The organism is Streptomyces sp. NPDC051569, assembly GCF_044454085.1.
In the GTDB taxonomy this organism is placed as follows: Bacteria; Actinomycetota; Actinomycetes; order Streptomycetales; family Streptomycetaceae; genus Streptomyces.
Genome location: NZ_JBITDJ010000022.1, coordinates 15,711 through 29,135 on the forward strand (window position 1 = coordinate 15,711; position 13,425 = coordinate 29,135).

The window sequence follows — 13,425 nt, forward strand, 5'->3', positions numbered from 1 at the left end:
TTTTTTTTTTTTTTTGGGGGGGGGGGGGGGGGGGGGGGGGGGGGGGGTGGCGGGGGGGGGGGGGGGGGGGGGGCCCCCCCCCCCCCCCCCCCGACGTTCGGTGCTCGGTCGGTGTCACGCCTGACGGGCGTCGGTGATCTGGGCAGGGACGGTGCCGAGCCACCAGGTGGGGTCGGCGGTGCCGTCGGTGATGCGGCCGTCGCGGTGCACGTAGTGACGTACATCGCGGCCGGGTTCGGCGAGTTCGCCGTTCAGGGCGCGCTCGATCCACTCGGCGCCGAACCGGAAGATCTCGGCGGCCACGCCTCCCAGCGGATGGAACTCGTTCTCGTACACCCGCATCTCCTTGGGTGCGCGGATGCGCTCGTAGCTGGCCAGGGCCTGCTCCAGCTGGGTGAGCTCGTCGAACTCGCCGATGCCGTGAAGGACCGGGCAGGTGATCTCCCGGACGAGGTCACCGAGCGGCATACGGGCGACCAGCTCGCGGTCGAAGGCGTCCTCGTCGGTGTAGCCGGCCATGAACATGTAGTTGTTCTTGAAGGTCGGCTGGGCCCTCTCGAAGATCGTCCGGAAGTCACCGGTGACCGCCTCGAAGGCGGCCAGCGCGGCAATCCGGCGGTCGGTGGCGGCGGCACGGGAGCCCCAGTAGCCGCTCATCGAGATGCCGAACATGCCGATCCGGGCCGGGTCGACCTCCGGGAGCGAGGCCAGGTGATCGATGTAGCGGCTGATCGCCCGCTCGTAGTTGGTGAGATCGACGGTGAGGCCGTTGGCCCGGGTCTCCCCCTGGCCCGGGCCCTCGATGGAGAGTGCGACGATGCCGCGCGAGGTGTAGTAGCGCTCGGCCGCGTAGATGTAGTCCTCTTTGATCATGTCCATCCCCGGGCCGAGGATCACCGCGGGGGCGCCCTGCACCTCACCGGCCGGCAGGTGCAGCAGGCCGAAGATCTGGCTGCCCTCGAAGTCGAGGACCACCCGGCGGACCCGGTTGTCCCGCAGTGCGCCCAGGCGCTCCACGCAGTGGTTGGCGTGCTCGCGGAAGGCGAGCTTGCGCGGGTCGGCGGTGTCGAAGACGGAGTACTGGGCGCGGCCCCACATCACCGCGGCGCGGAGATAGAGGTCGGCGGCGGTCTGTGCGAAGCCGCCCCGCTCATGGTGGGCGGCGCGTTCCTCGGCCTGTCCCGCCACGGTGGCCCAGGCCTTGACGAGCATGGCCCCGCTCTTGACCAGGTCGAAGACCTTGTCGAAGTCGGTGTGGTCATGTCCGAACTGTTCCAGGGTGCCCTTGGCCTGGGGGTGCAGGGCATCGAAGCCGCCCTGGGCGAGGGCGATGTCCAGGGCCCAGCTCTGGCCGGTCGAACGTGCGGTCATGGTAGATGTCCTCTCTTGATGGGGTACCTGGCATCCATCCGCAATACCTAAGTACTTATTCATTAAGTACTTAGGCTAGAGTGTTTGTCAACCCACCCATCGACCCGCCACGGAGACCGCCTCATGCCCGAGCACCGGCCCAGCCCCACCCGCGACCAAGCCCTCGACCAGCTCGCTCGCGCCGCCTACAGCCTCAGCGCCGCCGACTCCCGACTACGCGGACGCGCCACCCGCACCCCCGGCGCCCTCTCCCTCACCCACGCACGAGCACTGCGCGTCCTGGCCGAGAGCGGCCCACTGCCGATCGGCCAACTGGCCGCCGCCACCGAGACCACCGGCGCCGCCGCCACTCAACTGGTCAACGGCCTCGCCGCAGCCGGCTACGTCACCCGCGAACGCCCCACGGGCGACAAGAGATCAGTCATCGTCACCCTCACCGACTCGGGCCGGGACCGCCACCACGAACGTCAGGCCGCCCTGACCCAGGCACTGGACACCGCACTCGCACACCACGACGCCGCCGCCCTGGACACCGCGACCGACGTACTACGGCAACTGGCACCCATCTACGACCGGCTGTGACCACCACCCCCGACGACCGGACGGACACCCAAACCCGCCGGCACGTCGGACCTCCGGTGTGGTGGAGCTGGCCAGGACGGCACCGCACTTCCCGTTGGGCCCAGGCACGGTCCTGCTCGCCCTGGCCGTGGTGGCGGGCAGCAGGACGTCGCTCCACTCGCCGATGCCGGGGCCGGGGCGGCGATTCCGTTGGCCTGCCTCCCCCGCCGGCGCGAGGTGGGCGTATCCCCCGTCGGGCGGGAGTGACGCGCGCCTATGGGCGCCGGTCGAACAGCGCGATGGCGGCGGCAGCGGCGAAGCCGGGCTTTTCCGCTTCGTCGAGCATGAGGGCGGCGATGCCGGCCCGGGGCGCCGCGGGCGGAATCAGTCGCGGCTTGAACTCCTCGGCGGGAACGAGGCGTCCGCCGCCCGGGTAAGGCCGGTTGGTCAGAGGACCGGCGTACACGACGGTGCCCGCCGCGTCGCGGATCGCTTGGCCGGCGACGCCCTTCGCGTCCCACTCGTGGCGCAGGATGCGCTTGAGCAGCGCACCGTTCACCCGCCCCAGAGCGCCCTCGGTCGCGCCCATTCCCAGCGAGCTGAGCCAGACCACCCGGGGGGCCGCCGAGGCCAGCAGGCGGGCTCCGTCGATGAGGACACGCGGGTCCTGTTTCTTGGTGATGCCCAGGCCACTGACGACGACATCGGCGCCCTCGACGGCGGCCAGGACGGTGGACGGCTCGGATACGTCCGCCCGGACCGCCCGCAGGGCGTCGGTCGCGAGGTCGGAGAGCCGGTCCGTATCGCGGGCCAAGGCGGTGACCTCATGGCCCCGGGCGAGGGCCTGGGTGACCAGCAGGCGGCCGGTCAAACCGGTGGAGCCGAGTACGGCGATCTTCATGGGGTTCTCCCGAGGGGGATTCGGCGGATGTTGGTCCGCGGATGTCGGACGGCCGGGCGGACGACGTGCGCTCGGCCGGATACACGGGGTCGGTGCACGGTGGGCAGCGGGGTGGGGGTCAGTGCAGGGTGGGCAGCGGGGTGGGCAGCGGGGTGGGCAGCGGGGTGGGCAGCGGGGTGGGCAGCGGGGTGGGCAGGACGGACAGGACACTGACGGCTTCGGCATGGATCGCGGGCGCGGCGGCCAGGAAGTCCTGGCTCGTGAGGCTCCACGGTTTCCCGTGGGAGTCGGTCACCGTGCCGCCGGACTCCGTGACCAGCAGCGCGCCGGCCAGCAGGCCCGAGCGCACGTCGGAGAACTGCCAGAAGGCGTCCATCCGCCCGGCGGCGACATGGATGAGCTGCAAGGTGGCCGGTACGGAAACCCGTACGACAAGTGCGTTGATCAGCATCGCGGTGACGGATGCGCCGATGCGGTGGTAGGTCGCCTCGTCCTCGCCCGGCTTGGCCTGACCGGTGCCCACGAGGGCTGCCGCCAGCACTGCCTTCGCCGACGGGTGGAGCCGCTTCCCGTTCAGATGGGCGCCCCGGCCGAGCAGCGCGGTGTAGGTGTCGCCGGTGAGCGGGAGGTGGACGACGGTCAGCACGGGCACGTTGTCCCGCACGAGGGTGGCGGTCACCGCCCACTCGTTCATGCCGTGGATGTGGTTGATGTTGCCCTCGACGGGATCGACGATCCACCACTCGCCCGGCGGCAGCTCTCCGCTTTCCAGCTCGTCCTCCACCCATCCGGAGCCCGGTCGGGCTGCGAGCAGGGGCGCCTTGAGGACCCTGAGCACAGCGTCGTCGTTGGCGTGGATCTCGGTGACGAGCCGATCGAGGTCACCGGGGCGGGCATCGGGGGAGAACCGCTCGCGCAGGAGTTCCCCTGCCGCGTGGACAGCGGCGGTGGCCCGGGAGAGAAGCACATCGTCGCCGGGGAGCGCCGTGGGCAGGGCGGCGGAGCTGTCCGGGTGCTGGTTGGACATGGGGCACTCCTTCGAATAGCGACCTCGGGTGGTCGCTTCACCACCCGCATTCGAAGGTAGGTCGCCGTGCAGCTATCGACAAGTGCAAGCTTGTTACGCCTAGCATTACCTGCATGCAACTGGATCTGAACCTGCTGACCGCTCTCGACGCGTTGCTGGAGGAGGGCAGCGTGGCCGGCGCCGCAGCCCGGCTCCACGTGTCCGCACCCGCCATGAGCCGGACCCTGAGCCGTATCCGGCACACGACCGGCGACCAGATTCTGGTGCGTACCGGCCGGACGATGACGCCGACGCCCCACGCCGTCGCCATCCGCGAACGGGTACACGGCCTCGTGCACCAGGCCCAGGACGTACTCTCACCCGACCGGGACGTCGATCTGGCCACCCTGGAGCGCACCTTCACCCTGAAGTGGCACGACGCCCTCATGAACGCGTGCGGCCCCGCCCTGCTCACAGCCGTCCGCTCCCAGGCCCCCGGGATCCGGCTGCGCTTCATGGCCGAGTCGAGCACCGACACCCACGACCTGCGGCGCGACGAGGCCGACCTCGAGGCCGGCTCCGCCGAGCCTTCGCTGCCCGAGATCCGCCACGAGAAGGTCGGCCACGGCCGTCTGGTCGTCGTGGTCCGCTCCGGTCATCCGCTGACCGACGGATCGCTCACCCTCGACCGGTACGCGGCAGCCGAGCACATCACCGTCTCGCGCCGCGGGCGCATGAGCGACCCCATCGACGACGCGCTGGAAGCCCACGGCCTGCGACGCCGCGTGGTCGCCGCAGCGCCCACCGGCGCCACCGCCCTGCAACTCGTCCGCGCCAGTGACCTGGTGGTAGCCGTCCCCGAACTCGTCAGCCGGCCCCTGTTCGGCGACCTCGGCCTGCGCATGCTGCCGCTCCCCCTCGACATGCCCGCCATCCCGATCTACCTGGCATGGCACCAGCGCTACGACGGCGACCGCGCGCACACCTGGCTGCGCGGCCAGGCCCGCTCCGTGGTGCAGGCCGCCGGCCGGCCACCCGCCGATCAGGGACATGATCACTGAACCGCCGCGACCCGCGCCCGGTCCGCGCACAGCGAAGTGCTCTCGCGTACAACGACACGACCTTTTCCCGGTCGTATGCCCCTGTCGTCGCATATACGCGACGCCCGTGATCTCGCGCGGCTTTGACCTGTCGCATCGAAGGTCGAGTGAGGAAACGGTGCGGGCGGGGGCAGGGGGTCCGGGACTACCGGAGCCGGTTCGGGCGGTAGGGCTCAGTGCTCTCCCGTGACCGGCCGCGGCGGCCGACCTGCCAGTGCCCCCGACCCGTGACGTCCACGAACACCGCGTGGGCGGCCAGGGCGCAGGCCGCGGCTGCACGCGCTCAACCTTCCGCGAGAGGAAGCCTCTCCGCCCAGCCTTCGAAGGGAGACGGGGCCTGCTGTCCTGTGCCACCGAACCTTGATGTGTGTCAACGAACCTTGATGGACGCGAGCATTCGCTGCCGAGGCTTGGCTTCGACGCCGTCAGATCGCTGGTGGCTCCGTCTATTGCCGGCTGGCTTCTCCCGGCATCCCGGGCAACTGCCCGGGGGCGATGGGTGCCGGGGGTGTGACCATCGCCTGTACCAGTGCGGTCAGTGCCTCAGCCCGCTGCTCGTCTGTGAGTGCGGAATCCGCGATCAGACGCTCAGCTGCGAGGTAGCGGGAAAACTCAAGCGGTTGATCGAAGTAGGCACGCAGGTGAGCCGCAGCTGTCTCTTGTGACTTCACGAAGGTGCGGGCGACGAACCCGGACAGTGCTGCCGAGACGGCTCCCAGTCCGCCCGCTACCACGCTTCCTGCGGTGGTGCTCGCCTGCAGCGCCACCGCCACGAACACGATCAACAGCAAGAAGCCGGTGATCATGGCCGCTTGCGCGTTCCTGAAGGATCGGCGGGCCTGGCCGGTGGCGATGTCGTGGTAGAGGTCGAGCCTCGTGTGGGTCACGGTCCATAGCTCAGGCAACGTCAACCGCGGGGGAACCGTCGGCGTTCTGGCGTCCGCTTCACCGGCCGGGTCATCGGATGGCGAGGGGTTACCCCACAGCCGTTCACCGAATCCTGCGGGAGGAGGCGGAAGCCCTTCGTCCTCATCGTCTTCAGCGCCGGATTGTTGAGGCACTCGAACGCTGATGCTTTCGGCAGCGATGATAGGCGACGACCCGGCCGACCGCTCAGTACGCAGGGCGGCTTCAAAGTTTCGTTCAGCAGACCGTACACGCTCGCGACCAGCCTCGATCTCTTGGGCCTCGCGCCTTTGCAGCCGCAGCACGGCGAGCACGAAAGCGGCAACGGCTACGGCGAAGCCCGTCCCGATCCCCACCCAAGCAGCGGGTGACAGCTCGGGTAGCAGCCTGGACAGGCTGCTGTAAGCGGCGATTCCGGTAGAGAGAAGCGCGACCACCACCGCGCTTCTCTCGGGGCCACCTACATGATGCTGCCTGCGCTGTCTGCCAGCCCTACGTATCTTTGCCACGGTGATCAGCTTGGTTGCCGCCGACCAGCCTCGCCACCACTTCTCCGAAAGTGCGGGTGAAAGCATGAGGATCGGGTGGTCCGGTCGGACTGACGGCATCCGTCCTGGCACCACGCCACCTGATCAGCTCGGACGTCTCGACACAGTGCCGTCGAGACCGCTGCTCCGCTCGATCACCGGAGCGTTCGGCGATTATGGTGGACCGATGGCGTCGGTCAAGCAGTTCCAAGTCACGTTCGACCGCGCAGAACCTGAGCGCGTCGCTCGTTTCTGGTGCGATGTGCTGGGGTATGTCGTGCCCCCGCCACCGGAGGGGTTCGCTACGTGGGACGATTTCGACCGCTCGCTGCCGCCTGAGCGGCGGGGCTCAGCGTTCGCCTGCGTTGATCCCTCGGGTGTAGGCCCGCGACTGTTCTTCCAGCGCGTTCCCGAAGCCAAGGTCGCCAAGAACCGACTGCACCTTGACGTACGGGTCGGCACCGGGCTCAAGGGTGAGGAGCGCCTTGCCGCACTCGAAGCCGAGTGCGCACGCCTGGTCCCGCTCGGCGCGGTACGCGTGCTGCTGCTGCTGCTGCTGCATGACGACAACGACTCGTGCATCGTCATGCGGGACATCGAGGGCAACGAGTTCTGCCTCGACTGAGGGGTCACGAACGTGTCCTCGTGCAGGGCCTCCTGACTTCTCTTCGGTGCGCGGCCAGGTGATCGGCTGTGGTCAGGACGCCGTTCCGCCAGGCAGGTCCGTCCCGCGGGCCGGCGGCTGGTTCAGCTCCAGCTCCAGCTCCAGCTCCAGCTCCAGCTCCAGCTCCCCCACTGTCTGACCCCCGCTCGTCTCCCCCGTCGGCCTGAATCCGAGTCCCAGGTAGAAGGCCTCGGGGCCGCCCTCGCCCGGGACCCAGCTGGTGGTGAGGCGGGTGCCGCCCCGGCGGCGGATCTCAGCGGCTACGGACTCGACCGCGAAGCGGCCGTGCCCTCGTCCCTGTTCGCCGGCCGCGATGTTGAGGCGCCAGAGGCCCGAGCGGAGGTCGGGGCGCTTGCCGTCGCCGGCGAAGTCGATGTCGAAGAAGGCCATGACGAAGCCGACAGGCCGGTCGCCGTCGAGGATGATGCGCGGCCAGGCCGTCCCGGGGTGGACGTACGCCTCAGCGAGGGACTTCACGACCGGCGCGACCAAGCGCTCCTGGTCGGGCCGGACTTTCAGGCCGATCGCGAGGTCGATGTTGTCGGCGGTGATCTTCTCCAGTCGGAGCGCGGTTGTCATGCGGGAACCATAGGTCGGCGGAGCACGTGTGATTTTCCGCGCGGTCGGCCTCGCCCCCCGTGACGGGGGCTCCCGTGACGGGCTCCCCGTGACGGGGGCTCCCGTTCCCGCCTGAACTTCGTCGGCCCGCGATCGGTCGGACGGCATCGGCTTCAGGACACCGGCGACACTCCTTGAGGCCAAGACGCTGCCGTTCGGGGCGATGTGACCTCCTCATCCGAGTGATGAATCCGTTTCTTTCTAGCTATGGCGACATCTGACGTGTCATAAGGAGGTAACACCCATAAGGGAAAGAGGGAACTGTGTACAAACTGCGTATCAAGCGTCGAACCGCCGCAGCGCTCGCCGTATGCGTGATCGCCGGTTCCGGAGCCCTGGCCGTCACGCCGGCCTCCGCCTCTGTCTCCGCCGTCGTGGCAAGTCCCGTACCGGCCCCGCAGGCACCTACGTCTGCCGCCTTCCCCAAGGGCCGGGTCGTCTCGCGGCTCACGCTGAACATCCGGGAGGAGCCGACCTCCAACTCACGCCTCCTGGGCGGTTTCCGGCCGGGAGAGATCATCTCCCTGTTCTGCAAGGTCAGGGGCCAGGACGTGGACGGCAACGACCTCTGGTACCTGCTCGCGGGGCCGCGGCCCGGCTATGTCGCGGCCCGGTACGTCGAGAACCTGTCGTACGTGCCCTACTGCGACCGCTGACGGCCTCAGCGCCAGGAGGAACGCCGGCGCCGCCGCCCGTACCGACGGGCGGCGGCGCCGGCATGTGTCCCCTCCGCCAAGGGACCGCGCGACGGATTCGGACGCGCGGTCCGAACCCGCTCGCGGCACAGCGGGATTCGCCGCCGGCGTGATGTCCGCGGAGACGGCCGGCAGACGCACGGCCGCCGCGGAGCGCTGTCGGCCGGGGACGGCTTCCGACCGCCCGCCACGTCCTGGCGACGCCGGCCACGCCGGCCCGCAGGCTCCCCGCGCGCCTCAGTTGACGAGTGCCGCTTCGCAGGAATATGCCGCCGGGCTCTCATCTGCGCACCTGCGCACACCCGCACCCTGGGGATCATGTACACGGCGACACATGCCTGCCAGGGTGATCACGCACTTCACACTTCACCGTCAGGTCCGTCGAAGGGCTTCGCATGTCCCGCGGCAGTCACTCGCCTCCAGCCGGCGCCGCCGACGGTTCGCGCATCGGGTAATTCTTACTACCTGAGCGATATCTTCCTTTTCTCGCACGGTGGCTCATCTTTGCCATGCCATTCGTCGTGCAGCGCTCTCACGAAATGACGCGTCATGTTTATTTTACCCGCCTGCCGACTCGTTCATGAATTGCTAAAATCTAGCTATAGAATTGGTCTTGCGCCTCGATGAGCTGGGCTTATGCAACATTTCAGCCAATGAGGACCGGCGACACAAACATGTAACGCACGCCCTATGGACAAGTGTTGGGCCGAGACCGCAGATTGAATTCCGGTGAATTCGCGAACAGACGTTCACTGTCGACCGGAAAACATCCACGTCGACCCGTGTAAAACCGCATGGGAGTCCAGCCTTGCGCACATGGGAAAGATCCGGCTCACCTCTGCGGCGGAGAATCTCCGCCGGTCTGGCGCTGCTGAGCGCCACCGCTCTGACGGTGCTCGGCACCCAGTTGCCGGCCCAGGCCGTGACGCCCGCCGTTACCTCGGCGGCACCCACGTCCACGAAGAGCGCGCACGTTCCTCTGGAGAGGTCGTGCGCGGCCCCCAAGAAGGGTGAGGCCAGCTGTTTCGCGCTGCGCCGCACGGACGTCAAGTCCTTCAAGGTCGCCAAGGGACTGAAGGCCAACGCGGTCAACCCCGACGGCTTCGGCGCCGGCGACCTGCAGAGTGCCTACAACCTCCCCGCCAACGGCGGCGCCGGGCAGACCATCGCCATCGTCGACGCCTATGACGACCCCACCGCCGAGGCCGACCTGGCCGTCTACCGTGCTCAGTACGGCCTGCCGGCCTGTACGACCGCGAACGGCTGCTTCACCAAGGTCGACCAGCGCGGCGGCACCGACTACCCGGTCCCCGACGAGGGCTGGGCCGGCGAGATATCGCTCGACCTGGACATGGTCTCCGCCGCAGCGCCGAACGCGAACATCCTGCTCGTCGAGGCGGACAGCAACAGCTTCGAGGACCTGGGGTCGTCCGTCCAGACCGCGGTGGCCCTCGGTGCCAAGTACGTCTCCAACTCGTACGGCACCGACTACAACAGCTCCCCGGGCAGTGGTGAGGACCCCGCCGAGGCCTCGTGGGACTCCTATTACAACCACCCGGGTGTCGCCGTCGTCGCCTCTTCGGGTGACGGCGCCTACGGGGTGGCGTACCCCGCGGCCTCCCCGTACGTGACCTCGGTCGGCGGCACCGCGCTGTTCAAGGACTCCGGCACCGCTCGCGGCTGGTCGGAATCGGTCTGGAACAGCAACGGCGGTGGCCCCGGCTCCGGTTGCTCGCTCTACGAGCCCAAGCCGGCCTTCCAGAAGGACACCGGCTGCGCCATGCGCACCGTCTCCGACGTCTCCGCGGTCTCCGACCCGTCCACCGGCGTGGCGGTCTACGTGACGTACGGTGGCGGCGGCTGGTCGGTCTACGGCGGCACCAGCGCCGCTTCGCCGATCATCGCCGGCGTGTACGCCTCGGCCGGCACCCCGGTCGCGGGGACCTACCCCAACTCGTACCCCTACGCCACCTCGGGCGCCGGTATCAACGACGTGACCACCGGCAGCAACGGCACCTGCAGCCCGGCCTACCTCTGCACCGCCGGGGCCGGTTATGACGGTCCGACCGGACTGGGCACGCCCAACGGCCTGGCGGCGTTCCGCACCGGCCCGCACGGCGAACTCACCGGCAAGGTCACCGACAAGGCCACCGGGAAGGCGCTCTCCGGGGCGACCGTCACCGCCGGCGACAGCACCACCCGTACCGACGCCAAGGGCGCCTACACCCTGACGCTGCCGGTCGGCACGTACGACATCGGCATCGACGCCTTCGGCTACGCCGGCGGCGGCATCACCGGTGTGGTCGTCGCCGAGGGCGACAGCCTCACCAAGGACTTCGCCCTGACCTCGGTGCCCAGCCAGACGGTCTCCGGCAAGGTCACCGACGGCTCCGGTCACGGCTGGCCGCTCTACGCCAAGATCACCGTGGACGGAGTCCCCGGTGGCCCGGTGTGGACGGACCCGCTGACAGGCGCGTACGACCTGACGCTGCCGCAGGGACACGACTACACCCTGCACGTCGACAGCTCCCTTCCGGGCTACGAGTCGCTCACCAAGAAGATCACCGTGAAGACCGCGGCGCAGACCGTGAACCTCCCGGTGCCGGCCGACATCTGGGCCGCGAGCGCGCCTGGTTACGCCCTGAGCGTCACCGGTACCACCGAGCCGTTCGACTCCACCGAGAAGGCGCCCGAGGGCTGGAGTGTCGAGAACGCCAAGGGCACGTACGGAGGGTGGCAGTTCAACGACCCGGGCTTCCGTGGCAACACCACGGGCGGTGAAGGTGCCTTCGCCATCGTCGACAGCGACCACTTCGGGTCCGGCGCGGTGCAGGACTCCAGCCTGATCAGCCGCGCGTACGACTTCACCGACATCACCGTTCCCGAAGTCTCCTTCGGCACCGAATACCGGGGCTTCTCGGGGCAGACGGCGGAGGTCGACGCGTCGACCGACGGCGGCGCGACCTGGACCAAGGCCTGGTCCACCACGGCCAGCATCGCCTCCAAGGTCGAGATCCCGCTCACCGAGTACGCCGGCAAGGCGTCGGTGCGGCTGCGCTTCCGCTTCACCGGATCGTTCGGCTGGATCTGGTCGATCGACAACGTTTTCGTGGGCCAGCGTGACTTCACGCCGACCCCCGGCGGCCTGGTCTCCGGGACCGTGACGGACGCCAACACGTCCGCCGGAGTGGCGGGCGCGACCGTGACCGGCGCGGACACCCCGTCGCAGAGCGCGGTGACGGTCGCCACCCCCGAGGACCCCAACCTGGAGGACGGCTTCTACACCCTGTTCTCCCCGCTCGGCAAGCACGACTTCGCCGCGGCCAAGTCCCGTTACACCGGGCTCAGCAAGAACGTGAAGGTGCTGGCCGACAGCGCCGTCGCCGCTGATTACGCCCTCAAGGCCGGTCAGCTCACGCTGTCCGCCCCGTCGGTCGACGCCTCGGTCGCCTGGGGCGGGAAGACCACGCAGAACCTCAAGATCAAGAACACCGGCGGGGCACCCGCCACCGTCAAACTGGGTGAGCAGTCCGGCGGATTCAGTATCGAATCCACCGGAGGTGCCGCGCTGAAGCGGGTCAAGGGCGACTTCTCGCCGCTGTCCAGCAAGGCGCACGCGCCGTCCGGTGACCGCGCCGCACCCGCCGCCGGAGCACCCGGCGACGCCTGGCAGCCGGTCGCCGATCTCCCGATCCGGTTGATGGACAACGCCGTCGAGACGTACAACGGCAAGGTCTACTCGGCCTTCGGATACAACGGCTCGGACGACATCAAGGACCTGTACGTCCTCGACCCGGCCCTCGGGACGTGGACCAAGCTGGCCGGCGCCGCGGACACCAGGGAGGCCGCGTCCCACGGCCTCATCGACGGCAAGATCTACGCCGTCGGCGGCTGGGGAGCCAGCGGCGGGATCGATCCCAAGCTGGAGATCTACGACCCCGAGAGCGACACCTGGACCACCGGCGCCAACTCGCCCAGGCCTTACGCGGGCGCCGGCAGCGCCGTGCTGGACGGGAAGCTGTACACCATCGGCGGCTGCGAGGCGCGGTCCTGCGGTACCAGGGACGTCAGCGTCTACGACCCGGCCGGCAACAGCTGGACCCGGGTGGCCTCCTACCCGGAGACGATCTCCTGGAGCTCGTGCGCGGGCATCGACACCAAGATCTACTGCGGTGGCGGTACCAGCGACAGCGGCGGCGACGTCAAGCACGCCTACGTCTACGACCCCGCGGCCGACAGCTGGTCGCCGATCGCCGACATGCCGTTCTCCGCGTGGGGCTCGGCGTACGCCTCGGCCAACGGACTGCTGCTGGCCTCCGGCGGTGTCAGCGGGGACAGCGTCACCAACCAGGGCGTCGCCTTCGACCCGAAGTCGGGTGCCTGGTCCGCGCTGCCCAACGCCAACACCGGTGTCTACCGCGCCGGTGGCGGTGTCGGCCTCTTCAAGGTCGGCGGGGCCGTCGGCCCGGGCAGTCCTGTCACCACCGTGGAAACCCTGCCCGGCTACGACCAGGCGGGCGGAGCCGATGTGACCTGGCTGAGTGAGAGCGCGGAGGAGCTCACGGTTCAGCCCGGCAAGACCGCCACGGTGACCGTCACCCTGGACGCCACGGTGCCGGAGGTGACGCAGCCGGGCGACTACAACGCGGGGCTGTCGTTCACCACCGACACGCCGTACCTCATCCCCCGGGTCCCGGTGACGCTGCACGTGGCACCGCCGAAGACCTGGGGCAAGATCACCGGCACCGTGCTGGGGGTCACCGCCTCCGGTGGCACCGCCCCGCTCGGCGGGGTCACCGTCCAGATCGACAGCTGGGCCACCAGCTACACGCTCACGACCGGCCCGGACGGCACCTACGCGCTGTGGCTCGATGCCCGTAACAACCCGCTGACCGTCATCGCGGCCAAGGACGGCTACCAGCCGACCGTGGCCACGGTGAAGATCAAGAAGAAGGAGACGGTCACCAGCGACTTCACTCTCAAGAGGAAGTAGCCGGAAGGCCGGAAACGATCAACGGTGGGCCGGTCCTCGATGGGCCGGCCCACCGCCGTGCCGCTGATGCCCGCGCTGAGCGG

At 69.2% G+C, this 13,425-nt stretch carries 10 protein-coding genes; 5 read left to right on the forward strand and 5 right to left on the reverse strand.

Translation table 11 applies throughout. The features are described from left to right. Positions 1 to 114 precede the first annotated feature (114 nt). Entirely contained in the window at positions 115 to 1,371 is a 1,257-nt protein-coding gene (locus tag ACIBAE_RS25280; protein ID WP_399289593.1) for an alpha/beta hydrolase, read from the reverse strand. A 123-nt stretch (positions 1,372 to 1,494) separates the two neighbouring features. Between ACIBAE_RS25280 and ACIBAE_RS25285 the strand changes: the two genes are divergently transcribed. Further along, positions 1,495 to 1,953: a MarR family winged helix-turn-helix transcriptional regulator gene (locus ACIBAE_RS25285; RefSeq protein ID WP_399289595.1), complete on the forward strand. Its 459-nt coding sequence runs from the start codon at positions 1,495 to 1,497 to the stop codon at positions 1,951 to 1,953. A gap of 253 nt (positions 1,954 to 2,206) precedes the next feature. Here ACIBAE_RS25285 and ACIBAE_RS25290 read toward each other — a convergent pair whose 3' ends face one another. Then, on the reverse strand, positions 2,207 to 2,833 hold the full coding sequence (locus ACIBAE_RS25290; RefSeq protein ID WP_399289597.1) for an NAD(P)-dependent oxidoreductase: 627 nt from the start codon (positions 2,831 to 2,833) through the stop codon (positions 2,207 to 2,209). Positions 2,834 to 2,951: 118 nt separating this feature from the next. Then, a complete protein-coding gene (locus ACIBAE_RS25295; protein WP_399289599.1) occupies positions 2,952 to 3,860 on the reverse strand; it encodes an inositol monophosphatase family protein in 909 nt (302 codons plus the stop codon). A 113-nt stretch (positions 3,861 to 3,973) separates the two neighbouring features. Here ACIBAE_RS25295 and ACIBAE_RS25300 point away from each other — a divergent pair, with 113 nt between their 5' ends. After that, positions 3,974 to 4,900, forward strand: a complete 927-nt coding sequence (locus ACIBAE_RS25300) for a LysR family transcriptional regulator (RefSeq protein ID WP_399289601.1) — start codon at positions 3,974 to 3,976, stop codon at positions 4,898 to 4,900. Between the two features lie 485 nt (positions 4,901 to 5,385). Here ACIBAE_RS25300 and ACIBAE_RS25305 read toward each other — a convergent pair whose 3' ends face one another. Next, complete coding sequence (locus tag ACIBAE_RS25305; protein ID WP_399289603.1) at positions 5,386 to 6,285, reverse strand: hypothetical protein; 900 nt, start codon at positions 6,283 to 6,285, stop codon at positions 5,386 to 5,388. A gap of 274 nt (positions 6,286 to 6,559) precedes the next feature. Between ACIBAE_RS25305 and ACIBAE_RS25310 the strand changes: the two genes are divergently transcribed. After that, positions 6,560 to 6,997 carry a VOC family protein gene (locus ACIBAE_RS25310; RefSeq protein ID WP_399289689.1) on the forward strand — a complete coding sequence of 146 codons (438 nt, stop codon included), beginning with the start codon at positions 6,560 to 6,562 and terminating at the stop codon, positions 6,995 to 6,997. Between the two features lie 72 nt (positions 6,998 to 7,069). On the opposite strand, the gene ACIBAE_RS25315 is transcribed toward ACIBAE_RS25310, so the two are convergent. Then, on the reverse strand, positions 7,070 to 7,615 hold the full coding sequence (locus ACIBAE_RS25315) for a GNAT family N-acetyltransferase (RefSeq protein WP_399289605.1): 546 nt from the start codon (positions 7,613 to 7,615) through the stop codon (positions 7,070 to 7,072). A gap of 302 nt (positions 7,616 to 7,917) precedes the next feature. Between ACIBAE_RS25315 and ACIBAE_RS25320 the strand changes: the two genes are divergently transcribed. Then, on the forward strand, positions 7,918 to 8,310 hold the full coding sequence (locus ACIBAE_RS25320; RefSeq protein WP_399289607.1) for an SH3 domain-containing protein: 393 nt from the start codon (positions 7,918 to 7,920) through the stop codon (positions 8,308 to 8,310). A gap of 847 nt (positions 8,311 to 9,157) precedes the next feature. Then, on the forward strand, positions 9,158 to 13,342 hold the full coding sequence (locus ACIBAE_RS25325) for a carboxypeptidase regulatory-like domain-containing protein (protein ID WP_399289609.1): 4,185 nt from the start codon (positions 9,158 to 9,160) through the stop codon (positions 13,340 to 13,342). The last annotated feature ends 83 nt before the right edge of the window (positions 13,343 to 13,425 follow it).

Bases quoted from the DNA above. Each gene is read 5' to 3' on its own strand.
- ACIBAE_RS25285 (WP_399289595.1), top strand. From the start codon at position 1,495: ATGCCCGAGCACCGGCCCAGCCCCACCCGCGACCAAGCCCTCGACCAG.
- ACIBAE_RS25290 (WP_399289597.1), bottom strand. From the start codon at position 2,833: ATGAAGATCGCCGTACTCGGCTCCACCGGTTTGACCGGCCGCCTGCTG.
- ACIBAE_RS25280 (WP_399289593.1), bottom strand. From the start codon at position 1,371: ATGACCGCACGTTCGACCGGCCAGAGCTGGGCCCTGGACATCGCCCTC.
- ACIBAE_RS25315 (WP_399289605.1), bottom strand. From the start codon at position 7,615: ATGACAACCGCGCTCCGACTGGAGAAGATCACCGCCGACAACATCGAC.
- ACIBAE_RS25295 (WP_399289599.1), bottom strand. From the start codon at position 3,860: ATGTCCAACCAGCACCCGGACAGCTCCGCCGCCCTGCCCACGGCGCTC.
- ACIBAE_RS25300 (WP_399289601.1), top strand. From the start codon at position 3,974: ATGCAACTGGATCTGAACCTGCTGACCGCTCTCGACGCGTTGCTGGAG.
- ACIBAE_RS25310 (WP_399289689.1), top strand. From the start codon at position 6,560: ATGGCGTCGGTCAAGCAGTTCCAAGTCACGTTCGACCGCGCAGAACCT.